Below are 23,551 nucleotides of genomic sequence, written 5' to 3'. Positions count from 1 at the left end.
CTCCCCTACGATCAAGCGTATGCCCCAACAGAATCGCACGGTGAAGAGCGTGCTCGGCGGCCTCCTCGGGCTCGTCGGACTCAGCGTCGTAGCCGGCCTCCTCGTCACGGCCAGCGCCACCCCCGTCCTCGCAATGACGGGCATCACCGGTTCCAAGGCCCTCACCCTCTTCGAGGATCTCCCCGAGAACCTCAAGGTCAACGCCCCCATGGAGCAGTCGACCATCTACGCGACAGGCACAGACGGCGCGCCGTTCGCGCTGGCTTCGTTCTACGAGCAGAACCGCGTCCCCGTCACTTACGACCAGATTGCACCGGTGATGTTCGATGCCATCCTCTCCAGTGAGGACAAGAACTTCTATAACCACGGAGGGGTGAACCTCGGGGCCACCATCAAGGCCGCGTTCGGCAACGTCGTCGGCTCCACCGACCGCGGCGCTTCGACCATCACGCAGCAGTACGTGAAGAACGTGCAGATCCAGGAATGCGAACAGAAGGTCGACCCGGCTGCGACGGACTACCAGGATCAGGTCCAGCAGTGCTGGCTCAACTACGCGGTCGCCTCCGGCAGCGAGGGCATCGAGCGCAAGCTGCGCGAGATGCGCTACGCCCTGCAGATCGAGAAGGACTACTCGAAGAACGACATCCTGCTCGGTTACCTGAACATCTCCAGCTTCGGCGGACAGGTCTACGGCATCGAGGCCGCCGCGAACCGCTACTTCTCGAAGTCGGCCGCGAACCTCACCGTCGCAGAGGCGGCGACCATCGCCGGCATGGTGCAGGAACCCAACACGCTCCGCATCGACATCCCGGCCGGAACCTACACGACGAAGAGCGACGGCGTCGCGCACAACAGCGAGGCAGACGGCTATAAGGACACGCTGACGCGACGCAACTACGTGCTCGAGCGCATGCTCATCGACGGCAAGATCACGAAGGCCCAGTACGACGAGGCCTACGCAACGCCCATCACGCCGGCCATCAAAACGACCACCCAGGGCTGCGGCACCGCAGGGTCCAACGCCTACTTCTGCCAGTACGTGAAGTCGATCATCGAAAGCGACCCCGCGTTCGGCGACTCCCCGGAGGACCGCCGTGCCAACCTCCGGCGCGGCGGCATGCAGATCTACACGACGCTGGACATGCGCATCCAGGGTCCGGCCGCAGAAGCAATGGCCGCCAACGTACCGCCGAACTTCGACAATCAGTACCTCGGCGCAGCAGGAATCTCGGTCGAGGTGGGCACCGGACGAGTGCTCGCACTGACTCAGAACACCACGTTCAGCGAGACCATCCAAGGCGATCAGGCGTACAGCTCGCTCGTCTACGCCACTGACAAGGCGCATGGCGGCTCGAACGGTTTCTCGGTCGGCTCGACGTACAAGCTGTTCACCCTGATCGACTGGCTCGAGCAGGGGCACTCGGTCAGGGAGTCCGTCAACGGGACGAACCGACTGTTCACGAAGATGAAGTGCGATGGTTCGCCCGTGCCGTTCGGCAGCAAGAAGATCGGCAACTCCGGCAACGTCAGCGGCGGCCCCGGCACCCCCCTGAGCTTTACCGCCGCCTCGCTGAACAGCGGTTTCCTCGCGATGGCGGAGAAGCTCGACCTCTGCGACATCAACAAGGTCGCCGACCGCATGGGCGTGACGCTCGCGAACGGCGGAAAGACCACAGATGAGAACGTCCCCTACGACGTGCTCGGCTCCAAGTACATTTCGCCGCTCGCCATGGCCGGCGCCTACGCGACGGTCGCGAGCGGCGGCACCTATTGCACGCCGCGCGCCATCGATCGCATCGTCGATGCCGAGGGCAAAGAGATGACCCTGCCGAGCTCGACCTGCACACCCGGGACCATCACCCCCGAAGTCGCCGCCACTGCTGCATTCGCTCTCCAGGGCCCCATGCGCAGCGGAGGAACAGGAACCGCAGGCAACCCGAACGACGGCACTCCGTTGATCGGCAAGACCGGAACGCACGAGACCTGGGGAACGATGATGATCGAGTCCAGCACCAAGGTCACCACCGCGGTCTGGGTGGGGCGCAGTGACGGACAGGCCAATATCACCCGTGCCAGCTACAACGGCACGACGTTGAATCGTCTGCGCTTCCCCATCGCACGTGCCATGCAGGGGGCGGCCAACGCCGTGTACCACGGCGACGCCTTCCCCAAGCCCGATGACAAGCTCACCCGCCAGGTGCAGAGTGACATCCCGAATGTCGTAGGCAAATCGATCGAGGAGGCCACCGCGATCCTCGACGAGGCGGGATTCACGGTCTCGGTCGGCGCCGCCGTGGACAGCGATCTGCCGGCGAACGTCGTCGCCGCGCAGAACCCCTCCGGTCAGGCCGCGACGGGCACCCCCATCACGCTCTCCCCGAGCAACGGCCAAGGCGCGACCGTGCCGGCGGCGGTGATCGGGCAATCGAGATCGGATGCGCAGAATACGCTGTTCGGCGCCGGATTCAGCGCCGTGGCGTTCGACAACAGCTGCAACCCGCCCAATGCGAAGGTGACGAGCACCAACCCCGCAGCGGGCACTGCTGCGAACAAGAGCGCGACGATCCAGGTCTCGTGCCAGTGACGTCATCTCGCACGGTCCACCCGGCCCTCATCGCGCTCGGCGCGGTGGGGGCCGCTGGCGCTGCCGCCGCGGTCTGGGGCATCGGCATCGAGCGCTACCTCTTCACGGTGCGGGAGGCGACGGCATCCGCGCTCGCTCCGGGCTCCGCTCCGCTGCGCGTGCTGCACATCTCCGATGCGCACATGGCGCCCTGGCAGCACCGCAAGCAGGACTGGCTGGCGTCACTCGCCCAGCTGAAGCCCGACCTCATCGTGAACACGGGCGACAATCTCGGGCACCGGGACGGACTCGACGGCATCCGCCGTGCGTTCGAGCCGTTCGCGGGCATCCCCGGCGTCTTCGTGCACGGCTCGAACGACGTCACGGAGCCCTCCCCGCGCAATCCGTTCCGATACTTCATGGGCCCCTCGAAGAAGCACCAGAAGTCGCCGTTGCTCGACACTGCGGCGATGGATCGCTTCTTCACCGACGAGCTCGGCTGGACCGATCTGAACAACGCCGCCGCACGCCTGACCGTCGCCGGCGAGACCGTCGACCTCTTCGGCGTGAGCGACGCGCACCGCGACTGGGACCGCCTCGATGTGCTCCCCGACGCGATAGGCGCCCTCGGCCCGAGGGATGCCGGAACCTCGGTTCTCGGCGTGACGCACGCGCCCTACCAGCGCGTGCTCAACGGCTTCACCGACCTCGGCGCCGATGCGATCTTCGGCGGACACACGCACGGCGGTCAGGTGTGCCTCCCTGGCTTCGGCGCGCTGGTCGCGAACTGCGACATCCCGCTGAAGCAGGCGAAGGGCCTGAGCACGTGGACGCACGACCACCGCACCGTGCCGCTGAACGTCAGCGCCGGCTGCGGCCACTCGATCTACGCCCCCGTGCGCTTCGCATGCAGGCCTGAGGCGACGCTGCTGACGCTGACCTCGCGGTAGTCGAATCGACGTCGAGCCGACTACCGCGAGGCCGTGCCATGAAGTCTCTCGCCGGATCGTGACTTCAAATCGTCAGCTGGACCAGACTCTTGAAGTCGCCCTTTCTGGCCAGGTCTTTCTTCGAGGCGAACAATCCAACTGCGTCCTCCCACACCGCCTTACGCAGATTCGACTCGTAACCCGCGTCCAACGTGTCGAGGAGCCGGTGGGATTCAGCCACGTCACCACGCGCGGACGCTTCTTCTGCAGCCGACACAGTCGCCTCGTGCCAGAAGAAGTAAGCCTCCGACCTACCGGTACCTCTCTCCCAACGGGCGTCCGGCGAGGCGCTTGCGATACTGGAGGCCGCTGGGAAGATCACCCCCTTCGGAAGCGCGAAGGGGAAGGTCGCGACGGCAGCGAGGTACTCGGCATGGATGCCCGCAAGATCAGTGAGACCGGACCCACCCTCAGCTGGTCTCCCGTTGTCAACGGGGTTCGCATGGTCAGGGCTCTTCGAGTTCGCCGAGGCGACGCTCTCTCCGAGCGGCAGGGATGAGAACGCTGCGATAACACCCAGTCCCGCAGCCACGCCGGCCCGCTTCAACATGCTGCGCCGTGAAAACTCAGATCCTGGCACCTCGTCCGCGGATGAATGAGGACGAGCGTTCACCTGGTCAATGGATCGTCTGAACATAGCGGTCATTTCTTCTCTCCTGGTCCTTTTCCGACCTGCAGCATTGAGCTACAGACCGGTCCCGTCGAATCTGATGTCAGCTTTCCAGCTTGCCTCGTAGTTTGGGACGCCGTTGGTGTTGAGCGAGATCTTGGTCTGCAGACGGACGCCGCGTGCGGGGCTGACGAACCCCACATATGTCCACCCTCCGACAACCCCCCAGTTCTTCGTGACCGAGTACGGGCCTGAGATAACCGAACCGTTGACGTTCAGCAGCCACACGGTGAGAGTGGCTGGGTTCTGCCACACCCATGGCTTCACCCAGAACTCGGATGCCTTGGTGATGGTGACGTCGGTCAGGCGCATCTCGACCCGGCCTCGCATACTGCGACTAGTGGCCCAGGGCTGCGCGTAGTTAGGGAGCGCGTAGGTTGTCTCCTGCGTCGCACTGATGCCGTTGTAGTAGGTCCATGCCATATCCGGTTCTCCTTCTCTGTGGGTCATGCCGCTGCATATCTCGATCCGCGCCTGGGGCGAAGCTCGAACGCACAGGTCCACCCGAGTCGAAGAAAGTGGTTAACGCTATCGGCTTGATCAATTCGAGTCTGTAGGCCGAATGGGGGACAGCGGGATGCCTGCACCCACTGCTATCGTTCCTGGCTAACAACCGCAGGCGACCTGCAATATTCATGGCGAAGCGCTCGACAGGTGGCAACCCACGGCCATTCGCCGCCCTTCGCGCAGCGGGCTGCCAAGAGTGCCTTCTTGTCCGCACCAGCGCCCCGGGCACCGCGCACGACGAGACGAACGCTTCCGACATAGGAGAACCGATGACATCCATTCGTCTGGGAACTCGCGACCTCTCTGCGCATCGTTCGCGCTCAGCCGGAGTTACGGTCCGAGCGATCGCTCTCCTTTCTGTTGTCGCCACCGTCACCGGGCTCTGCGTCGCATCCGCCCTGCCCGAGACCTCGTCCGCGCAGGTACATTCGGAGACTCCTGCTACGACGGAGGATCACGGCGCTGAGCAAAGCGGTGACGACCAGAACCCCGCCGAAATCGAACAGAGCGAGCGCGACACCATGCTCGGCAAGGACTGGGAATCCAGCGACGACATCGCTTGGACTTCCACGGGCGATCAGGGCGGCTTCCACGTTCTGACGGCGGCGATGAGTGAAGGCTATCGCTGGAGCACTCTCGCGACGCTGAGCATTCCGGGAATCGACAGCGACCTCTGGGTCGGCAACGCCTGCATGACGAGCGACAAGATGACGATCGCCGCTGTCTTCGCCCCGCGGACCTTCACAAACGACGAGACCCTCTTCCTTCGCGGAGGTTACGGCGCCCTCATCGACGTCAACACCGGCACCGTCAAGCATCTGGGCCAGGGCTACGCTCTCGCCCACTTCTCGCCGTCCTGCGGCATCGACGCGCAGGTGACCTTCTCCGCTTACGACGCGGGACTGACTAAGGTCACCTCAATCCGTACTGCTGAAGAGGAGGCCCCGATCGCCCTCGACTTCGATGTGCCGGTGACCGAGGCCGTCGCGACGGGCGCTGGGCTCACTGCGGTTCTCGGCAATGGCCTCGTCACCCTCCATGAGGACGGCGGGCTCGAGAAGCTCGCCGAATCGGACGGGGTCCCGTTCGATATCCAACCGTTGGGTGACGATGGCGTCGCGTACCTCGCGAGGCACGGCGATCAGACCCGAGTCGTCGCCGACCTGGAAGGACATGGTGAGGCTGTCGATGTCGTCGCCACCGGATCCCTCGACGCCGTGGATCTGGTCCGAGGACCGAGCGGGGTGGTTCATGTCGCAGGTCAGACGGACGCACCGGTGGAGCAGAGTGTCGGCATCGTCCAGGACGACACCGTCAAGCCGGCGAGCACGTTGTCCTCGACCGACCGGCTCGCTGTGGAGTCGACCGTCGCCGCATCCGCTGATGAGATGGCTCCCGAAGGATCTTCTTCGACGACACCAGCGATCGACGTCACAGCAACCGTGCTGAAAACGAATGCGCCCGTGGATTTCACGATCGATGCGACCCCGGTGCCCGCTGCGACCTCCGAGATGCCGGACGCGTACCTCGAGTCAGGGACCCAGAGTCGAGGCATCACCGGAGGCCAAGCAAGCGACCCCAAGAGCATCGGCACATGCGCGGTGCCGAGGAACGATCCTCAGATCCTCGCCCAGCAGCCCAACCCGGCAGAAGTGGAGTGGGCAGCGGACCAGGCGGTGCGTGGCGCGCTCCCCGTACAGGCAACGACTTTCCTACGGCCGAATCTCGTCGGAGGCGGCAGAGTCCCGGCCCAGATCCTCCTCGGCGTACTCGCCCAGGAATCGAACTTCTGGCAGGCATCAAAGTTCGCGGTTCCCGGCGTGTACGGCAATCCGCTGGTCGGCAACTACTTCGGAACGGACCGGTCGAGCACATCTCCCAACGCGTGGTGGACCATAGACTTCGCCGAAGCAGACTGCGGCTACGGGATCGCTCAGGTCACCGACGGGATGCGAGTGGGCGAGATGTCATACGCGCTGCAGGAGGCAATCGCGACGGACTACCAGGCGAACATCGCGCGTGGACTGCAGATCCTGGTCGAGAAGTGGAACCAGACCAGATCGGCGGGGATGCTCATCAACGACGGAGACCCAAAGTACCTCGAAAACTGGTTCTTCGCGCTCTGGGCGTACAACACCGGCTTCTATCCTCAGAGCAGTTCTTCCGAACCGTGGGGGGTGGGATGGCTCAACAACCCGATCAATCCGATCTACCCGGCGAATCGCGGGTCCTTCCTCGATGGCGACCCCGCTGATGCCACGCATCCTCAGGACTGGCCGTACCCGGAACGCGTGCTCGGCTTCGCGGCCAACTCCGCATACTTCATCAAAGAAGTCGCGCTTACTCCCCTCGGTCACGAGTACAAGTACACGACCGCTTTCACTCCCGCGTGGTGGACATCCTCCGATGGCAATCAGGGCGAGACGAATCGTACGAACGTCAAGCCGCCGATCGATCAGTTCTGCGACGACAGCAACGACTGCGATCCGGCAGCATCAGTCACCGTCCCCGATATCGGCTACAAGGTGCCTTGCTACCACGTGCACGCGGCCACAGGACTCTACGACCTCCATTGCTGGTACAACCAGCCATCCACGTGGAAAGCGGACTGCGCCTCGAAGTGCGGCTACGAATACATGTCCTATGCGCTAGGAGCACCGAAGCCTGCGCGTTCGACGAGTTTCCCTTCGAACTGCAGCGCGTCAGCCCTCCCGGCCGGAGCACTCATCATTGACGATGTGCCAAGCGGTCTACCCGTCGTGCGACCAGGATGCACCCCAGTACCAAGTTCTGGAACCTTCCAGTTCGACTTCGCCTCCGGCTCCAGCGGGACATATCCGTCAAAGATCGACACGCATCAACTCGGAGCCGGATTCAACGGCCACTTCTGGTTCTCGCACACCCGAATGGAAGGACAATGGAATTCCCACGGCGGGTCACTGGACGTAAAGGGCACCTGGACACTCAACCAGGCACTGAACGGCTGGGCGCAGGTCTACGTCCATACGCCCGATCATGGCGCATGGCTGCAGCAGGCGAAGTATGTGATCGACACCGGCAGCGGATCTTCGGAGCGCATCATCAATCAGCGCAACTACGCGAACGAATGGGTGCCCCTGGGAACATTGCAGTTCGACGGCGTACCGTCAATCTCACTTGGGAACGACAGCGTCGCCTACCCCGGCGAAGTACGAGGCGCACTGAACGGAGTCGACGACATCGCCTGGGATGCTGTCGCGTTCGTCCCTTTGGCTCACAAACCCAACGAGTTCATCGTCTCGCTCGGAGACTCCTATTCGTCGGGCGAGGGGACTTCACAGGCGGGAGGCTACGACTTCTTCCGCGGCAGCGATCATGATGGTGGCGCCCCTGGAAATCCGCATCGCAACGCATGCCACCGCTCGCCGTACTCCTGGCCGTCCCAGATGTCGTTGCCGAGCCTGAGCGCGGTTTCGGTTGGCGGCCTCGCAGAGGATCATGATCCACGAGTGGACTACCAGATGCTCGCATGCGCAGGAGCTGTCACGAAGAACATCCTCGCCGCTGACGACGGAGGGGTAGGCCAGTACGCCGAGGTGCCTCAGCTCGATCGCGGCTTCCTTGACGCGAACACCACGATCGTCACGCTGACGATCGGCGGCAACGACATCGGGTTCGGGCCGGTGCTCGTGGAATGCATCAAGCAGACGGTGATCGGCGCGACATGCCAAGGTTTGTCAACGCCGAACGGTGAAAGCGATTCACTCGCCGATCAGATGCCGAAGCGGCTGTCTGCTCTCACAGGAAAGGTGACTACTGCGCTGCAGGCGATTCATTCCAAAGCACCGAATGCGAAGATCCTGCTCCTCGGATATCCCAAGATCTTTGCCGGAAACGCATGGTGCGTGTTCATCAACGACATCAGTCGGGACTGGTTGAACAAGGTCGCTGACGGTCTCAACTCATCACTCACCTCGGCGGCGGGCGCTGCTGGTTCATACGTGTACTACGCGAACCCTGAGTATGCGTTCGAAGGACACACGATGTGCGAATCAGAGCCAGGGATCACGGCGTTGGATACGACGATGACTCCGGGAGACGTGCCGCAGTTCCTGCCGGACACGCCCCTCGCTCTCGGTGCGTCAGCACAGAGCATCCACCCTTCTCGCCTCGGTGCGTGGTTCTACGGCAACGTCGCGGCTGATCTGAACAGCGCGACCCGCGTAGCCCTCAGCGCGGGGATCGCAGGCGGCGCGCCCACGACGTACTACTCAACGTTCCGCTTGCATTCAGGTGGTCCCGCGTCGATGAATGTCAGCTCCTTCAGCTCCTGCGGCGGTGAGTTGCGGGTCGGGCTCCGAAAGAACGATGCAAACAGCTCCGGTGTGCTCGGGCAGCAACACACGGACTCCCTGTCGTGGGCCTCGCCCTCCGGTTTCAAGAACTTCAAATGGACGGCGGACGGTTCCTACAATCTACCGACAGGCTGGTACGCGATGAACGTTCGAATGGTCAACACCTGCCCGAGCGGAAGCAATCAGACCTGGAGCGGGACGCTCCAATGGTGACGCGGCGCGTCTCATCTCTCGTGGCGATCCCGATGGTCGCGCTGATTCTTATCGGGTGCGTGCCAGACGTACGAAGCGAAGCAGAGGGAGTCCTCGTCGAACAAGTGACTTCTTCCGTGTACATGATGCGTCTGCACCTTGTTGACACCAAGGAGAATAGCGAAGTCGACCTTTCCGTGTTCTCGGACATGGCCGACGTCACGCTCCTAGACCGCATCGAAGCCCCGAGGAGCGCACCCGCGTCGACGCTCTTCTGCCTGGAACAGCACGGCGACGAAATCGATGCGTGCATGTTCTACCCCGCACTCGTGCGGACCCAGACGGGTCTGAGCGATACCGAGTCCAACCTCTATGGCTGCGCCCGACTCAGAGGCTCGCTCGGCGCGTCGACGATCGCTGCTGAGGACATCGCCTGCCCCGATGAACTCATTGCGTGGGCGGAGGATGCCGTCGTTCTGGAACCGCCGCGCTCGGTTTCGATCGTCGAGATCGCAGGTCGCAGATTCGAGGAGGACTCGTGACACGCCCGATACTGCCCGTCGCTCCGATCTCCGCCGCCTTTGTCGTCGTCCTCGTCGTCGGAATAGCCACAGGGTGCAGTCCAGGCTCCACGACTCCCGCAGACGAAGGGTCGACAGGAGCGTCGGCCACCCCATCGCCCCACACCATCGAAGCGGAGAAGCCGACTCTGTCCTTCGATGTGTTCGTCGACGAGTATCGCGCATCGACAAAGGACCTCGCGTCGTCGCTCCCGACGGGCGCCTCCTTCCCTGCGACCCCGCCCGGCGAGTGGGAGCCGGATGGCGTGTTCGAAGAGGGTGTCGGCAGCATGCAGGCCGCCCTCATCTGGCAGTGCACCTGGATCGGGGAGTATCAGAGGGCCGATCTCGCCGGCGACGCGACGGCGAGATCGGCCGCGCTGGCTCAGCTCGATGGATGGACGGAGCTCCCCGCCGTCGCGCCGAATGTGGACGCGGAATCCGTGTCGATCTGGCATCGCGACGTGATAGGTGCGGCAGAAGAGGGAGACGATTCGTTTCTGACCGCGCTGGGCGAAGACTGCGTGGGCACTGAATGATCCAGAACGACGCCAGTGCCCCTCCCGCTATGCCGCTCGAGGAACCAGTTGCTTTCATGTCGTCGGCACCATCGCTCCGATTCGCCGTTTCCGCTTCTTCTCTTGTAGACTCGGAGGGTTGCAAAACGGGGTGTGGCGCAGCTTGGTAGCGCGCTTCGTTCGGGACGAAGAGGTCGCAGGTTCAAATCCTGTCACCCCGACCAGTAACACCGGAAGGCCGCCCCCAGGGGCGGCCTTCTCTGTACGGCACACACGCGAGGGGGAACGCACGTGAGTACACGACGGCGCCGCATCGCGCGCATCACGACCCTCGTGATCGGCATCCCCTTCCTCGCCCTCATCGGGTTCCTGGCGCTCACTCCCCGCCGTGTGGAGCAGTCGATCCCGAATGTGCTCGACCTGGTCCTCGGCGCCGTCCACCGGTTGGGCTGGACCTCGCTCGACTTCACGACCCTCGAGGTCGCAGCCAACGTCCTGGTGTTCATCCCCGTGGGGATCGTCGCGTACGTGTTCCTCCCCCGACGCGCGCGCTGGCTCGCCCTCGCCGTCGGCCCCGCCGCATCCATCGCCATCGAGCTCACACAGCTCCTCGCCCTGCCGAACCGCGACCCGTCGATCAACGACGTCATCGCGAACTCGATCGGCGCCACGATCGGCGTCGCGCTCTGCCTGCTGAGCAGCTGGGCGTTCCCGTCACGCGTCTCCGCACGCCCGTCTACCCTGGAAGCATCATGACCTCGCCTGCCCTCGTCGCCTTCGACCTCGATGACACGCTCGCACCGTCGAAGGGCGCCATCAGCCCTCGCATCGCCGACCTCCTTCTCGCGCTGCTGCGCCGCGTCGACGTCGCCATCATCTCCGGCGGCAACGAAGAGCAGTTCCGCAGCCAGGTGATCGCCCAGCTTGTCGAGGCGGATGCCGCCGACCTCGCGCGCCTGCACCTGCTGCCCACGTGCGGCACCCGCTACCTGCGCTACGACGGCACCGGCTTCACCGCCGCCTACGCGCACGACCTCACCGACGACGAGAAGTCCGCCGCGCTGACGGCGCTGCGCGAGGAGGCCGAACGGTTGAGCCTGTGGGAGCCGGAGCCGTGGGGCGAGATCCTGGAGGACCGCGGCTCACAGATCACCTTCTCCGCCCTCGGGCAGAAGGCCCCGCGCGACGCCAAGCACGACTGGGACCCCAGCGGCGCGAAGCGCCTCGCCCTGCGCGACGCCGTGGCCGCCCGCCTGCCCGGACTGGAGGTGCGCGCCGGCGGCTCGACCTCGATCGACATCACCCGCGCGGGCATCGACAAGGCCTACGGGATGCTGCAGCTCGTCGAGCACACCGGCATCCCCTTGGCCGCCATGCTCTTCTACGGTGACCGCCTCGACGAGGGCGGCAACGACTACCCCGTGCTGGCCCTCGGCGTGCCGTCCGTGGCCGTCGACGGCTGGGAGGACACGGCCGACAAGCTCGACGCGCTGCTGCCGACGCTCTGAGGACGAGCGTCAGCGACAGCGCGTGTCATCTCGCGCCGGTCGCTCGACGACCGGTGACGGTCAGCGAGCGTTCGCCTCGACGGCTGCGCGGGAGACAGGCACCAGGCGAGTGAGCTGCGTGACGTGCGCGGGCTCCAGCTCTGCGAGCGACGAGACGCCGAGCAGCCGCATGGTCCGCTCGATCTCGCTGCGCAGGATCGCGATCGTGCGATCGACGCCGGCGCGACCGCCCGCCATCAGACCGTAGAGGTAGGCGCGCCCGATGAGCGTGAAGTCGGCCCCCAGCGCCACGGAAGCCACGATGTCGGCGCCGTTCATGATGCCGGTGTCGATCATGACCGTGAAGTCGTCGCCCACGGCCTCGCGCACCGACGGCAGCAGGTGGAACGGGATCGGCGCGCGGTCGAGCTGGCGACCGCCGTGGTTCGAGAGCACGATGCCGTCGACGCCCGCTTCCTTCAGCCGCACGGAGTCCTCGACGTTCTGCACGCCCTTGATGACGATCCGGCCGGGCCACAGGTCGCGGATCACGGCGAGGTCTTCGTAACTGATCGTCGGGTCCATCGCCGCGTCCAGCAGCTCGCCGACGGTGCCGCCCGTGGTGCTGAGGGAGGCGAACTCGAGCTTGGGGGTCGTGAGGAAGTCGTACCACCACCACGGACGCGGGATCGCGTTGACGATGGTGCCGAGGGTCAGCTGCGGCGGAATGCTGAAGCCGTTGCGCTTGTCACGCAGACGAGCGCCCGCGACAGGGGTGTCGACCGTGAAGTGCAGGGTGTCGAAGCCGGATGCCGCGGCCCGGCGGGTGAGCTCGTAGGAGATCTCGCGGTCGCGCATCACGTACAACTGGAACCAGTTGCGCCCGTGCGGATTCGCCGCCTTGACGCCCTCGATCGACGTCGTGCCGAGGGTCGACAGCGTGAACGGGATTCCCGCCGCGGCAGCCGCACCGGCGCCCGCGATCTCGCCCTCGGTCTGCATCAGACGCGTGAACCCGGTCGGCGCGATGCCGAAGGGAAGCGCCGAGGGGCCGCCGAGGATGTCGACGGACGTGTCGACGTCGGGTGCGGGACGAAGGATGCCGGGGTGGAACTCGACGTCCTGGAAAGCCTGGCGCGCGCGGGAGAGCGACAACTCCCCCTCCGCCGCGCCGTCCGTGTAGTCGAAGGCGGCCTTGGGCGTGCGCCGCTTCGCGATCGTGCGCAGATCGTCGATGGTGAGCGCGGCGTCGAGCCGCCGCTTCTTCCCGTTCAACTCGGGCTTCTTGAACTTCATCAGTTCGAGCAGCTCCACAGGGTTGGGGACCTGGCGCTGGACCATGGTGCTCCTTCGGTCGGGGGCCTCAGCGGCCCAGAACGTGTTCGTAGTAGCCGGTGATGTGCGCGTGCACCAGGGCGCGGGCGGCATCCGCCTCTCCCCCGTCGATCGCTTTCACGATCGCGCGGTGCTCGGCGCGCAGCCGGTCGGCCATCGCGCTCCACTCGCCGATGGATGCCGCCCCCTCCAGCACGTACGACTCGATCGACGTGCGGAGTCCGGCCATCATGGCGGCGATCACGGAGTTCCCGCTCGCCTCGGCGAGGGCGAGGTGCAGCTGCGCGTCGAGGGCGAGGAACTCCTCGGCGGTGAGTCCGCCGGCATCCATCGCCTCGAGCACGCGGTGCGCGGCCTCCGTGTCACGGTCGGGCGCGGCGGCGAGTGCCGTGACGACCGCAGCCTCCAGGACGAGGCGCGTCTGCACGACATCGTCGATCGGAAAGCCGTGGGCGGCCACCTGCAGCCTCAGCAGCGTCGACAGCCCGCCGGACGGCGTGGCGATGACGATCGCCCCGGACTGAGGCCCGGAGCCCGTCGCCGTGCGGATCAGCCCCATGACCTCCAGCACCCGCAGCGCTTCGCGGACGCTGGATCGGCCGACGCCGAGATCTGCGGAGAGATCCCGCTCCGACGCGAGGCGGTCACCGGGTCCGAGTCGACCGTCGAGGAGGTCGCGCTCGATGTGCTCCAGCACGAGGCGCCAGGCGCGCGGCTGCTCCGGCATCCGTCCTCCCGAGGTCGAGTGTGTGGTCTGACCACAGTAACGCGTGTGGTCAGACCACGCAAGCGACGTTCACAACTCCTCAAAGAACGCGCGAATCGCACGCTGTCGCGCCGTCGGGCGCAGGAATGCTGCCGTCTATGAGGAGTTGTGAACGCGAAGACGAGATCATGCGAGGACGACGCCACCGAGGCGCACGATGCAGAACAGGGCAGGGCAGGGCAGAGCGGAGCGGGCGTCAGCCCAGGCATACACCCCGACAGCTCGGCACAGGCCCGCGTCGGCCCGGCATACGCCCGGGTCAGACGGCGTGGACCCCGGTCAGCCCAGGCGCCCGCCGGACTCCTGGAGGTAGCAGGCGCCGCACAGCGACTCGTACGTCGTGACCTCGGGCGCGATCTCACCCTCGGCGCCCTCGTCGATCGCGACCTGATCGCCGTCGAACACGAAACGGCCGCCGACGACGCGGCCGTTGAACACCGCCTTGCGTCCGCAGCGGCAGATCGTCTTGAGCTCCTCCAGCGAGTGCGAGATCGCCAGCAGACGAGCAGAGCCGGGGAACGCGTGCGTGAGGAAGTCGTTGCGGATGCCGTAAGCGATCACCGGGATGCCGTCTTCGATCGCGATCCGGAACAGGTCGTCGATCTGCGCCGGCGTGAGGAACTGCGCCTCATCGACCAGGAGGCAGGCGATGTCCCTGTCGCGGTTGTGCGCGGCGAACAGGGCGCGGGCGTCGTCGTCGGCGCCGACGAGGAAGTCGACCTCACGCGTCATGCCGAGGCGACTGGAGATCTCGGAGGCGCCCTTGGTGTCGATCGCCGGCTTCGCGAGCAGCACGTGCTGACCGCGCTCCTCGTAGTTGTACGCGGCCTGGAGCAGCGAGGTGGACTTGCCCGAGTTCATCGCGCCGTAGCGGAAGTAGAGCTTCGCCACGATGCGACTACGCGTTGATGCCGAGGACCTCGGCGGTCGCCGCTGTTGACCTCTCGGCAGCGGCGGCATCCTCGTTCAGCTTCTCGCCGAACGTCGGGATGAGGGCGCGCAGCTCCGGCTCCCAGCTCGGGTACTCCTCCGGGAAGCACTTCTTGAGCAGGTCGAGCATGATCGGCACGGCCGTGGACGCGCCGGGCGAAGCGCCGAGCAGACCCGCGATCGAGCCGTCCGCCGCGGAGACGACCTCGGTGCCGAACTGCAGGATCCCGCCCTTCTTGGCGTCCTTCTTCATCACCTGAGCGCGCTGACCTGCGTCGATGAGGGTCCAGTCCTCGTCCTTCGCCGTGGGCATGAAGGTGCGGAGGCTCTCGACCTTCTTGCGGTGGTTCTTCAGCAGCTCGCTCACCAGATACGTGATCAGGTCGGGATTCGCGAAGGCGACCCGCAGCATCGGCCAGAGGTTGTGCGTGCGCACCTGGGTGACGATGTCGAGCATCGAGCCCTGCTTGAGGAACTTGGGGCTGAAGGTCGCGAACGGGCCGAACATCAGGGAGGCCTCGCCGTCGACGACACGCGTGTCGAGGTGCGGCACGGACATCGGCGGAGCGCCGACGGATGCCTGCGAATACACCTTCGCCTGGTGCTGCGCGACGATCTTCGGGTTGGAGGTCTTGAGGAACTGGCCGCCGATCGGGAAGACGCCGTAGCCCTTGATCTCGGGGATGCCGGAGCGCTGCAGCAGCTTGAGAGCCCAGCCGCCGGCGCCGACGAAGACGAAGCGCGCCTTGATCTGGTTCGGGGTGTGGCCGAGGGTGTTGCGGTAGCCGAGCAGCCAGCCGCCGTCCTTCTGCTTCTTCAGGCTCTTGACCTCGTGGTTGAGACGCAGGTCGACGCCCGAGGCGGTGAGGTGATCGAAGAGCTGGTGGGTGAGCGCGCCGAAGTCGACGTCGGTGCCTGCGGGCACACGGGTCGCCGCGAACGGCTCGCCCTTGCGGCGCTGCTGCATGAGCAGGGGCGCCCACTTGTTGATGACCCGGGAGTCCTCGCTGTACTCGATGCCGTCGAACAGCGGCTGCTTCTTGAGGACCTCGTACCGGTCCTTCAGGTACGCCACGTCCTTCTCGCCACGCACGAACGTCATGTGCGGGGTCGCGTTGATGAAGGTCTTCGGCGCGTCCAGGACGCCCTTCTCGACGAGGGACGACCAGAACTGGCGGCTCTGCTGGAACTGCTCGTTGATCGAGACGGCCTTGGCCGGGTCGAGCGGCTGACCGGGCGTCTGCGGCATGTAGTTCAGCTCGCAGAGCGCCGCGTGACCGGTTCCGGCGTTGTTCCAGGGGTTGGACGACTCCTGCGCCACATCGGAGAGTCGCTCGAAGGCGACGATCTTCCAATCCGGCTGCAGCTGGTGCAGCAGGGTACCCAGGGTGGCGCTCATGATGCCACCACCGATCAAGACGACATCGACGGTTTCGGTCACCAGAACAGTCTAGTTCGCGGGCACGACCCGGCTGACCACACGGACCGGCCGGTCAGACCGGATCCGCATGGCCAGGATGCTCTCGGGCTATGACGCCGCGACGCTCAGTCGCTCGGCCAGGACCTCGGCGATCTGCACCGCGTTCAGCGCCGCGCCCTTGCGGAGGTTGTCGTTGCTGATGAACAGCACGAGGCCCTTGCCCTCGGGCGCCGACTGGTCGGCGCGGATGCGGCCGACGAAGCTCGGGTCCTTGCCCGCCGCGTACAGCGGAGTGGGGACCTCTTCGAGCACGACGCCGGGCGCCGCCGCGAGGACCTCGGTCGCGCGCGCAGTGGTGATGTCCCGCGCGAACTCGACGTGGATGGAGAGCGAGTGCCCGGTGAACACGGGGACGCGCACGCAGGTTCCCGCGACGCGGAGGTCGGGGAGCTCGAGGATCTTGCGGCTCTCGTTGCGGAGCTTCTTCTCCTCGTCGGTCTCGTTGTCGCCGTCGTCGACGAGGCTGCCGGCGAACGGGATGACGTCGAAGGCGATGGGCGCCACGTACTTCTCCGGCTGCGGGAAGTCGACCGCGGAGCCGTCGTGCACGAGACGGAGGGTGTCGCCCTGGGCGAGCACGCCCTCGACCTGGCCGAGCAGCTCCTGCGCTCCGGCGAGGCCGGATCCGGACACCGCCTGGTAGGTCGAGACGATGAGGCGCTCGAGACCTGCCTCGGCATCCAGCACCTTCAGCACCGGCATCGCGGCCATCGTGGTGCAGTTCGGGTTCGCGATGATGCCCTTGGGGCGCTCGTCGATCGCGTGCGGATTGACCTCGCTCACCACGAGGGGCACCTCGGGGTCGTTGCGCCAGGCGCTGGAGTTGTCGACGACGACGGCGCCGGCCTCGGCGAAGCGCGGGGCGTAGGCGCGGCTGGCGGTCGCGCCGGCCGAGAAGAGCGCGATGTCGATGCCCGCGGCATCCGCGGTCTCCACGTCTTCGACGATGACGGTCGCTCCGCCGAACTCGATAGCCGTGCCCGCCGATCGCGACGACGAGAACAGCCGCAGCTCGCGAATCGGGAAGGACCTCTCGGCGAGAATCTCGCGCATCACGGTGCCCACCTGGCCGGTGGCGCCCACGATGGCGACGGAGAGTCCTGAGTCGGAGATGCGGGTCATGATGTTCCTTGGCGTCGTACGTACTGCGTGCGAAGCGCGAGGCGCAGCGTCGGGATGCGGATGCCGCGCCTGGCGCCGATGTCAGGGTTTCCGCGAGTCTACCGCGGCGGGGAACTCGCCCAGGTCGTCGTGGCGGTTTTCACACCGTCGATGTCAGGATGCCGACGGCCCGGCGATGTAGGTGCGGACGGGGGCTTGCACGGCGACACGATCGTAGAGACGCTGAGCAGCCGTGTTCGACTCGCTCGTGATCCAGCGAACCTCGAGCAGCCCCTCATGCGCGGCGATCCGCTGCAGACGAGCGATGAGAGCAGAGCCGACACCGCCGCCGCGGGCGTCGGAGTCGGTGAACAGATCGTCCAGGAAGATCGCAGCGCCACCCCGCGAGGGGCGAGCGAATCTGCGCCAGTGCGCGAGACCGACGGGGACGCCGTCGCGCATGGCGATGAGCCCCTGCACCTCGTGTGCGTCATCGAGCAGCCACCGCCACACAGCGTCGATGACCGACTCGTCCGGCTCGAGTGCGTAGAAGTCGCGGTACCCGCGGAACAACCGGGCCCAGGCCTCTCTGTCACCTGACTCGATCGGCCGGATGACGAGCGGCATGTCAGCGACCGGTGCCGGCGTGGACCGTGGCCTCGGCATCGCCGTCGAGCCCGTAGGCCGTGTGCACGGTGCGCGCGGCCTCGGCGAGGTCGGTGTCGCGCAGCACGACCGAGATGCGGATCTCGGAGGTCGAGATCATCTCGATGTTGATGCCGCCGGCCGACAGCGCCTCGAAGAGCGTCGCCGAGACACCGGAGTGCGTGCGCATGCCCGCCCCGACGACCGAGAGCTTGCCGATCTGGTCGTCGTGGATGAGGTTCTGGAAGCCGACCTCGGTCTGGTCGCCCGCCAGGGCCTTGAGCGCCGCGGCGGCATCCGCCTTGGGCACGGTGAAGGAGATGTCGGTGCGCCCGGTCGCGGAGACGTTCTGGACGATCATGTCGACGTTCGCGCCCGACTTGGCGACGATCTTGAAGATCTCGGCGGCCTTGCCGGGAACGTCCGGAACCCCGGCGACGGTGATCTTTGCCTGGCTGAAGTCGGTGGCGACTCCAGCGACGATCGGCTCTTCCATGTCTGCTCCCTCGGATTCGCGGGGGTTCTTCATGCCCTCGCCCAGAACGTAGGTGCCCTCGGACGACGAGAACGTCGAACGGGCGTGGATCAGGACGCCGTGACGGCGTGCGTACTCGACGGCGCGGATGTAGAGCACCTTGGCGCCGTTCGCGGCGAGCTCGAGCATCTCCTCGCTGGTGATGTGGTCGAGCTTCTGGGCCTTCGGGATGACGCGGGGGTCGGCGGTGAAGATGCCGTCCACGTCGCTGTAGATCTCGCACACGTCGGCCTCGAGCGCCGCCGCGAGGGCGACGGCGGTGGTGTCGGAGCCGCCGCGGCCGAGAGTGGTGATGTCACGGGTGTCGCGATTGAAGCCCTGGAAGCCGGCGACGATCACGATCGCCCCCTCGTCGAGGGCCTCGCGCAGCCGCACGGGGGTGACGTCGACGATGCGGGCGGCGCCGTGCTGCGAATCGGTGATCATGCCCGCCTGGCTGCCGGTGAACGACCGCGCCTCGAAGCCCATCGAATGGATGGCCATGGCGAGCAGCGCCATCGAGATGCGCTCACCGCTGGACAGCAGCATGTCGAGCTCGCGGGGCGCAGGGATCGGCGCGACCTCGTTGGCGAGATCGAGCAGCTCGTCGGTGGTGTCGCCCATCGCGCTGACGGCGACGACCACGTCGTGCCCCGCGCGACGCGTGTCGACGATGCGCTTGGCGACGCGCTTGATGCTCTCTGCGTCGGCGACAGAGGAGCCGCCGTACTTCTGCACGATGAGGGCCACGTTCACTCCCTGGGATGTCGGGCGGATCCGCCCACGCCCATTCTACGGAGACCCCGTATGCGCCGACGCGCATGTGACGGGGCCGGGCTCGGGGCGTCCGTGATCACGGGGGCAGTCAGGGCGCGGGCGGCAGCGGCGCAGGAGCGGATGCCGCTGGGCGGAGTCGTCCGCCCGTGCCGGCGAACCAGCATCCGGCGATGATCAACGGGAAGCCGATCACGAGTCCGAGCGTCAGCGGCTCGGAGAGGACGATGGCGCCCAGGATGATCGCCACGACCGGATTGACGTAGGTGAACAGCGGGGCGCGCACCGGGCCGACCTCGCGGATCAGGGCGAAGAAGGCGAGGAACGCCACCGCGGTGCAGATGACGGCGAGGGCGATCAGCGCCCCGATCGACGGAAGGGTGGGCATCCGGTGCTGGGTGAGCAGCGCGATCGGCAGGTACAGGATGCCGATCATCAGAAGCGAGAGGGTGATGGTGCCGATCGACGGCACATCGCCGAGCTTGCGCGCCACGATGAACGGCGCGATCGCGTAGAGCACCGCGACGAGCAGCACTTCGCCGGCCGCCAGCAGACTCACGTGCCCGCCGAACAGGCCGGGTCCTGCGACGACGATCGCGACGCCGATGAAGCCGACGACGAGACCGATCGCGCGAGCGGGGCGCAGCACGCCGCGGTCGCCGCCGCCGAGGGCGATCAGGGCCGCGAACAGCGGCACCGTGGCGACGAGCAGCCCGGTCATGCCCGACGGCAGTGTCATCTCGGCATGCCCCAGCAGCAGGAAGGGGCCGGCCATCTCGACGAGACCGAAGGCGAGCACCCACGGCCACATCTTGAGAGCGGCTCTGAGCGCGCCGGAGCGGATCGCGAACGGCAGCAGGAGGAGCGCCGCGATGAGGGTGCGTCCGGCGACGATGGCCGGCGGCGAGATGGACTCGACAGCGACGCTGATGAACATGTACGGCACGCCCCACAGCAGGCACATCGCCGCGAAGAGCAGCCACCCCCGGCGGGTGAAGCCGGTGTGGGCGTTCACAGGACGCGCCGGCCCTCGAAGGCACGTCCGAGGGTGACCTCGTCGGCGTACTCGAGGTCGCCGCCGACCGGGAGCCCGGAGGCCAGTCGCGAGACCGTGATCTGCATCGTGGTGAGGAGGCGGCTGAGGTAGCTCGCCGTGGCCTCGCCCTCGAGGTTCGGGTTGGTCGCGAGGATGACCTCCTGGACCGTGCCGTCGGCGAGGCGGGTCATCAGCTGTGCGATGCGCAGGTCGTCGGGGCCGATGCCGGCGATCGGGCTGATCGCTCCGCCGAGCACGTGGTACAGCCCCCGGAACTCACGGGTGCGCTCGATCGCCGCCACGTCCTTCGCGTCTTCGACCACGCAGATCAGCGCCGGGTTGCGGCGGGGGTCGCGGCAGATCGCGCAGCGGTCCTGCTCGGACACGTTGCCGCAGATCTCGCAGAACCGCACCCGCACGCGGATCTCGGTGAGCAGCTCCGCAAGGCGCGCGACGTCGAACGTCGGCGTCTGCAGGATGTGGAACGCGATGCGCTGAGCGGACTTGGGGCCGATGCCCGGAAGCCGCCCGAACTCGTCGATCAGCTCTTGGACGATGCCGTCGTACATCAGGAGAACCTCGTCGGGGGCTCGTAGGGCTCTTCGCGCACGAACGTCGCGCCGAGCACCTGGCGGATCACGGCCTCGCCGTAGCGCTGCACTCCCCCGGCGGGGGTGCGCTCGGTGACGACAGGCGCCGGCGCGGAGCGCCGGGGTTCGGGAGCGGCGGATGCCGCTGCCGGCGCCGGTGCGCTCTGCTCGGGGCGCCGGGGCGGAGCGCTCGACATCGCCGGTTCGTAGGCGGGGTCGTAGGGCGGCTCGTCGTCGTAGTACGGCGGCTCATCGGGCAGCGGGGGCTCATCGACGGACACCGGCGATGCCCCGGTCGGCGATGAGGAGACCGACGTCGCGGGCGCGGACGGGGCAGCGGATGCCGTCGATCCCGGCGTGGACGGAGAAGGAGTAGCCGGAGTCGGCGCAGCGTGAACCGACGCCGCGGTCACCGGCACCGGCGCAGCCGACGTCGACGCTGCGGGGATCGGCGTCTCCGCCCCTCCGCCCGCGGCCGCCCCCTGCCCGCCGGCCGACGGGATCGACGCGACGGCCCACTCCGTGACGGGACCGGCGGAATCACTGCGGACCTGCGGACGGGATGACCCCGCTGACGCAGGCTCCGAAGCGGGCGCATCGCCGGACGGAGAAGAGGGCGACGAGGCGGCCGCGGGCTGTCGCGGTGCACCCCCGGCGGGCATAGGGGCCGGGCGGTACTTGACCGTCACCCCGAGCTCCTGCTCGATCGCCGTGCGCAGATGGTCGGACGGACCAGAACCCGGAACCGTCCCCTTGAACTTCTGGACGTCGTGCTGACTCGTGAATCCGAGAGTCAGCACCTCGCTCGCGGTGTCGAACGCGAGCGGCTGCACCGCGGTGGCGAGCAGCCAGGACGTGCGGCTGATGTCTTCGAGACGCTTGAGGACGGCCGACCACGACCCCGAGATGCGCTCGAAGGTGACCGGGCCGGACGGCGCCGGAGCGGATGCCGCGGCGGGAGCCTCAGACGTCGACGGGGAATCCGGCGCCGGCTGAGCGGCCGAGTCCGCGGAGATCTCACCGCGCTCTGTCTCGCCCGCTCCGCTCCCTCGCGGGGCGACCGCGGGCGCAGGCGTCGGCGGGACGGCCGGCGTCTGAGCCGCTGGAGCCGCCGGTGCGGGGGCTGCCGGAGCTGATGCGGGAGCCGCAGGAACAGGAGCAGGAGCCGGAGCAGCGGAAGCAGGGACGGAGGCTGCCGGAGCGGGAGCCGCGGATGCAGGGGCCGGAGCCGCCGCGGGGCGAGCAGCGGCGGAGACGGGCGCGGGCGCCGCGGCATCCGCACCTCCCCCGGCGAGGACGCGGGCGACCAGGAGCTCGAGATGCAGCCGAGGGGACGTCGCGCCGGACATGTCGTCGAGAGCGGCGCTCACGATGTCGGCGGTGCGCGAGAGACGGGCCGAGCCGAAGGAGGCCGCCTGTTCGCGCATGCGGTCCAGTTCATCGGCGGCGATGCCGCGCAGCACCGCGGAGGCACCCGCGCCGACGGCGGCGATCACGATCAGGTCGCGCAGCCGCTCGAGGAGGTCGTCGACGAATCGACGCGGATCCTGCCCGGTCTGCACGACCTTGTCGATCGCCGGGAACGCGGCGGCCGCGTCACCCGCAGCGAGCGCGTCGACGATCTCGTCGAGCACGGTCGCGTGCGTGTAGCCGAGAAGAGCCACGGCGCGCTCGTAAGCGACGGTCACGGTTTCCGAGCCGGCGGGCGAGTCGGAACCGGCGATCAGCTGATCGAGCAGCGAGAGCGTGTCACGGGGCGATCCACCTCCGGCGCGAACGACGAGCGGGAGGACTCCCTGCTCGACGACGACGCCCTCCTCGGTGCACAGCTTCTCGACGTACTCCAGCATCGCCGCAGGCGGAACGAGCCGGAACGGGTAGTGGTGCGTACGCGAACGGATCGTGCCGAGCACCTTCTCGGGCTCGGTCGTGGCGAAGATGAACTTGACGTGCTCCGGAGGCTCCTCGACGAGCTTGAGCAGGGCGTTGAAGCCCTGCGGCGTCACCATGTGCGCCTCGTCGAGGATGAAGATCTTGTACCGGTCGCGGCTCGGTGCGAACGTCGCGCGCTCGCGCAGATCGCGCGCGTCGTCGACGCCGTTGTGGCTCGCCGCGTCGATCTCGACGACGTCGAGGGATCCGCCGCCCGCGCGCGACAGCTCGATGCAGCTCGGGCACTTCCCGCAGGGGACGTCGGTCGGGCCCTCGGCGCAGTTCAGGCACCGCGCCAGGATGCGGGCCGAGGTCGTCTTGCCGCAGCCGCGAGGACCGGAGAAGAGATAGGCGTGGCCGACCCTGTCGCCGCGCAGCGCGGTCATCAGCGGATCGGTCACCTGGGACTGCCCGATCATCTCGCCGAACGACTCGGGCCGGTAGCGGCGATAGAGGGCTGTAGTCACCAGACCAGCCTACGGCGTACCACGGACACTCGGGGCTCCCCCTCGAGGGACTTCGCGCCCTGCCCGGCATCCGCCCACCCGCGCCCCGGCATCCGCTCATCCCCGCGCCGACGACGACGCCCCACCTGACCGCCGGCGCCCCACCTGATCGTCGTCAATCA

The 23,551-nt window shown here is 67.0% G+C and carries 19 protein-coding genes and 1 tRNA gene; 8 read left to right on the top strand and 12 right to left on the bottom strand.

All coding sequences use genetic code 11. From position 1 onward, the window contains the following. The first annotated feature begins 19 nt into the window (after positions 1 to 19). A complete protein-coding gene (locus MRBLWH10_RS02455) occupies positions 20 to 2,584 on the top strand; it encodes a transglycosylase domain-containing protein (RefSeq protein WP_341941514.1) in 2,565 nt (854 codons plus the stop codon). Continuing rightward, positions 2,581 to 3,513: a metallophosphoesterase gene (locus MRBLWH10_RS02450; protein ID WP_341941513.1), complete on the top strand. Its 933-nt coding sequence runs from the start codon at positions 2,581 to 2,583 to the stop codon at positions 3,511 to 3,513. Before MRBLWH10_RS02455 ends, MRBLWH10_RS02450 begins: the two co-directional genes overlap by 4 nt. A gap of 64 nt (positions 3,514 to 3,577) precedes the next feature. Here MRBLWH10_RS02450 and MRBLWH10_RS02445 read toward each other — a convergent pair whose 3' ends face one another. Together MRBLWH10_RS02445 and MRBLWH10_RS02440 are read right to left on the bottom strand one after the other, a co-directional pair. Next, positions 3,578 to 4,198 (bottom strand): hypothetical protein, encoded by a 621-nt coding sequence (locus tag MRBLWH10_RS02445; RefSeq protein WP_341941512.1) that lies wholly within the window; start codon positions 4,196 to 4,198, stop codon positions 3,578 to 3,580. Between the two features lie 39 nt (positions 4,199 to 4,237). After that, positions 4,238 to 4,645, bottom strand: coding sequence for a hypothetical protein (locus tag MRBLWH10_RS02440; RefSeq protein ID WP_341941511.1), 408 nt, complete (start codon positions 4,643 to 4,645; stop codon positions 4,238 to 4,240). 353 nt (positions 4,646 to 4,998) lie between these two features. Here MRBLWH10_RS02440 and MRBLWH10_RS02435 point away from each other — a divergent pair, with 353 nt between their 5' ends. From MRBLWH10_RS02435 to MRBLWH10_RS02410, 6 genes are all read left to right on the top strand, one after another. Next, positions 4,999 to 9,276, top strand: coding sequence for a GDSL-type esterase/lipase family protein (locus MRBLWH10_RS02435; RefSeq protein WP_341941510.1), 4,278 nt, complete (start codon positions 4,999 to 5,001; stop codon positions 9,274 to 9,276). Next, a complete protein-coding gene (locus tag MRBLWH10_RS02430) occupies positions 9,273 to 9,797 on the top strand; it encodes a hypothetical protein (protein ID WP_341941509.1) in 525 nt (174 codons plus the stop codon). Before MRBLWH10_RS02435 ends, MRBLWH10_RS02430 begins: the two co-directional genes overlap by 4 nt. 179 nt (positions 9,798 to 9,976) lie before the next feature. Continuing rightward, on the top strand, positions 9,977 to 10,354 hold the full coding sequence (locus tag MRBLWH10_RS02425) for a hypothetical protein (protein ID WP_341941508.1): 378 nt from the start codon (positions 9,977 to 9,979) through the stop codon (positions 10,352 to 10,354). 126 nt (positions 10,355 to 10,480) lie between these two features. Then, positions 10,481 to 10,557: transfer RNA gene (locus MRBLWH10_RS02420), tRNA-Pro, on the top strand. 67 nt (positions 10,558 to 10,624) lie between these two features. Next, positions 10,625 to 11,089: a VanZ family protein gene (locus tag MRBLWH10_RS02415; protein WP_223586029.1), complete on the top strand. Its 465-nt coding sequence runs from the start codon at positions 10,625 to 10,627 to the stop codon at positions 11,087 to 11,089. After that, positions 11,086 to 11,841, top strand: a complete 756-nt coding sequence (locus MRBLWH10_RS02410) for an HAD-IIB family hydrolase (protein ID WP_341941507.1) — start codon at positions 11,086 to 11,088, stop codon at positions 11,839 to 11,841. Before MRBLWH10_RS02415 ends, MRBLWH10_RS02410 begins: the two co-directional genes overlap by 4 nt. Positions 11,842 to 11,901: 60 nt before the next feature. On the opposite strand, the gene MRBLWH10_RS02405 is transcribed toward MRBLWH10_RS02410, so the two are convergent. The 10 genes from MRBLWH10_RS02405 to MRBLWH10_RS02360 all read right to left on the bottom strand — a co-directional run bounded on the left by MRBLWH10_RS02405 (position 11,902) and on the right by MRBLWH10_RS02360 (position 23,390). Beyond that, positions 11,902 to 13,161 (bottom strand): alpha-hydroxy acid oxidase, encoded by a 1,260-nt coding sequence (locus MRBLWH10_RS02405; RefSeq protein WP_341941506.1) that lies wholly within the window; start codon positions 13,159 to 13,161, stop codon positions 11,902 to 11,904. A 22-nt stretch (positions 13,162 to 13,183) separates the two neighbouring features. Next, positions 13,184 to 13,882: an FCD domain-containing protein gene (locus MRBLWH10_RS02400; RefSeq protein ID WP_341941505.1), complete on the bottom strand. Its 699-nt coding sequence runs from the start codon at positions 13,880 to 13,882 to the stop codon at positions 13,184 to 13,186. A 318-nt stretch (positions 13,883 to 14,200) separates the two neighbouring features. Then, a complete protein-coding gene (locus MRBLWH10_RS02395) occupies positions 14,201 to 14,812 on the bottom strand; it encodes a thymidine kinase (RefSeq protein ID WP_341941504.1) in 612 nt (203 codons plus the stop codon). Positions 14,813 to 14,819: 7 nt separating this feature from the next. Continuing rightward, positions 14,820 to 16,292: a malate:quinone oxidoreductase gene (locus MRBLWH10_RS02390; RefSeq protein ID WP_105674103.1), complete on the bottom strand. Its 1,473-nt coding sequence runs from the start codon at positions 16,290 to 16,292 to the stop codon at positions 14,820 to 14,822. Between the two features lie 87 nt (positions 16,293 to 16,379). Continuing rightward, the gene (locus MRBLWH10_RS02385) at positions 16,380 to 17,453 is read right to left on the bottom strand and encodes an aspartate-semialdehyde dehydrogenase (protein WP_341941503.1); all 1,074 of its coding nucleotides are present in this window, start codon (positions 17,451 to 17,453) and stop codon (positions 16,380 to 16,382) included. A gap of 153 nt (positions 17,454 to 17,606) precedes the next feature. Beyond that, entirely contained in the window at positions 17,607 to 18,059 is a 453-nt protein-coding gene (locus MRBLWH10_RS02380) for a GNAT family N-acetyltransferase (protein ID WP_341941502.1), read from the bottom strand. Between the two features lies 1 nt (position 18,060). Next, on the bottom strand, positions 18,061 to 19,341 hold the full coding sequence (locus MRBLWH10_RS02375) for an aspartate kinase (RefSeq protein WP_341941501.1): 1,281 nt from the start codon (positions 19,339 to 19,341) through the stop codon (positions 18,061 to 18,063). 115 nt (positions 19,342 to 19,456) lie between these two features. Further along, positions 19,457 to 20,380 (bottom strand): DMT family transporter, encoded by a 924-nt coding sequence (locus MRBLWH10_RS02370; RefSeq protein WP_341941500.1) that lies wholly within the window; start codon positions 20,378 to 20,380, stop codon positions 19,457 to 19,459. Further along, positions 20,377 to 20,970, bottom strand: a complete 594-nt coding sequence (gene recR, locus MRBLWH10_RS02365; RefSeq protein WP_341941499.1) for a recombination mediator RecR — start codon at positions 20,968 to 20,970, stop codon at positions 20,377 to 20,379. The genes MRBLWH10_RS02370 and recR overlap by 4 nt, the downstream gene beginning before the upstream one ends. Then, entirely contained in the window at positions 20,970 to 23,390 is a 2,421-nt protein-coding gene (locus MRBLWH10_RS02360) for a DNA polymerase III subunit gamma and tau (protein WP_341941498.1), read from the bottom strand. Before MRBLWH10_RS02360 ends, recR begins: the two co-directional genes overlap by 1 nt. Positions 23,391 to 23,551 lie beyond the last annotated feature (161 nt).

The sequence above is a fragment of the Microbacterium sp. LWH10-1.2 genome (assembly GCF_038397765.1).
Classification (GTDB): Bacteria; Actinomycetota; Actinomycetes; order Actinomycetales; family Microbacteriaceae; genus Microbacterium; species Microbacterium natoriense.
This window is presented reverse-complemented; position numbering and strand designations above follow the sequence as displayed.

Excerpts from the sequence above, each read along its gene's own strand:
- MRBLWH10_RS02455 (WP_341941514.1), top strand. The coding sequence starts at position 20 with ATGCCCCAACAGAATCGCACGGTGAAGAGCGTGCTCGGCGGCCTCCTC.
- MRBLWH10_RS02445 (WP_341941512.1), bottom strand. The coding sequence starts at position 4,198 with ATGACCGCTATGTTCAGACGATCCATTGACCAGGTGAACGCTCGTCCT.
- MRBLWH10_RS02440 (WP_341941511.1), bottom strand. The coding sequence starts at position 4,645 with ATGGCATGGACCTACTACAACGGCATCAGTGCGACGCAGGAGACAACC.
- MRBLWH10_RS02435 (WP_341941510.1), top strand. The coding sequence starts at position 4,999 with ATGACATCCATTCGTCTGGGAACTCGCGACCTCTCTGCGCATCGTTCG.
- MRBLWH10_RS02410 (WP_341941507.1), top strand. The coding sequence starts at position 11,086 with ATGACCTCGCCTGCCCTCGTCGCCTTCGACCTCGATGACACGCTCGCA.
- MRBLWH10_RS02405 (WP_341941506.1), bottom strand. The coding sequence starts at position 13,161 with ATGGTCCAGCGCCAGGTCCCCAACCCTGTGGAGCTGCTCGAACTGATG.
- MRBLWH10_RS02400 (WP_341941505.1), bottom strand. The coding sequence starts at position 13,882 with ATGCCGGAGCAGCCGCGCGCCTGGCGCCTCGTGCTGGAGCACATCGAG.
- MRBLWH10_RS02385 (WP_341941503.1), bottom strand. The coding sequence starts at position 17,453 with ATGACCCGCATCTCCGACTCAGGACTCTCCGTCGCCATCGTGGGCGCC.
- MRBLWH10_RS02380 (WP_341941502.1), bottom strand. The coding sequence starts at position 18,059 with ATGCCGCTCGTCATCCGGCCGATCGAGTCAGGTGACAGAGAGGCCTGG.
- recR (WP_341941499.1), bottom strand. The coding sequence starts at position 20,970 with ATGTACGACGGCATCGTCCAAGAGCTGATCGACGAGTTCGGGCGGCTT.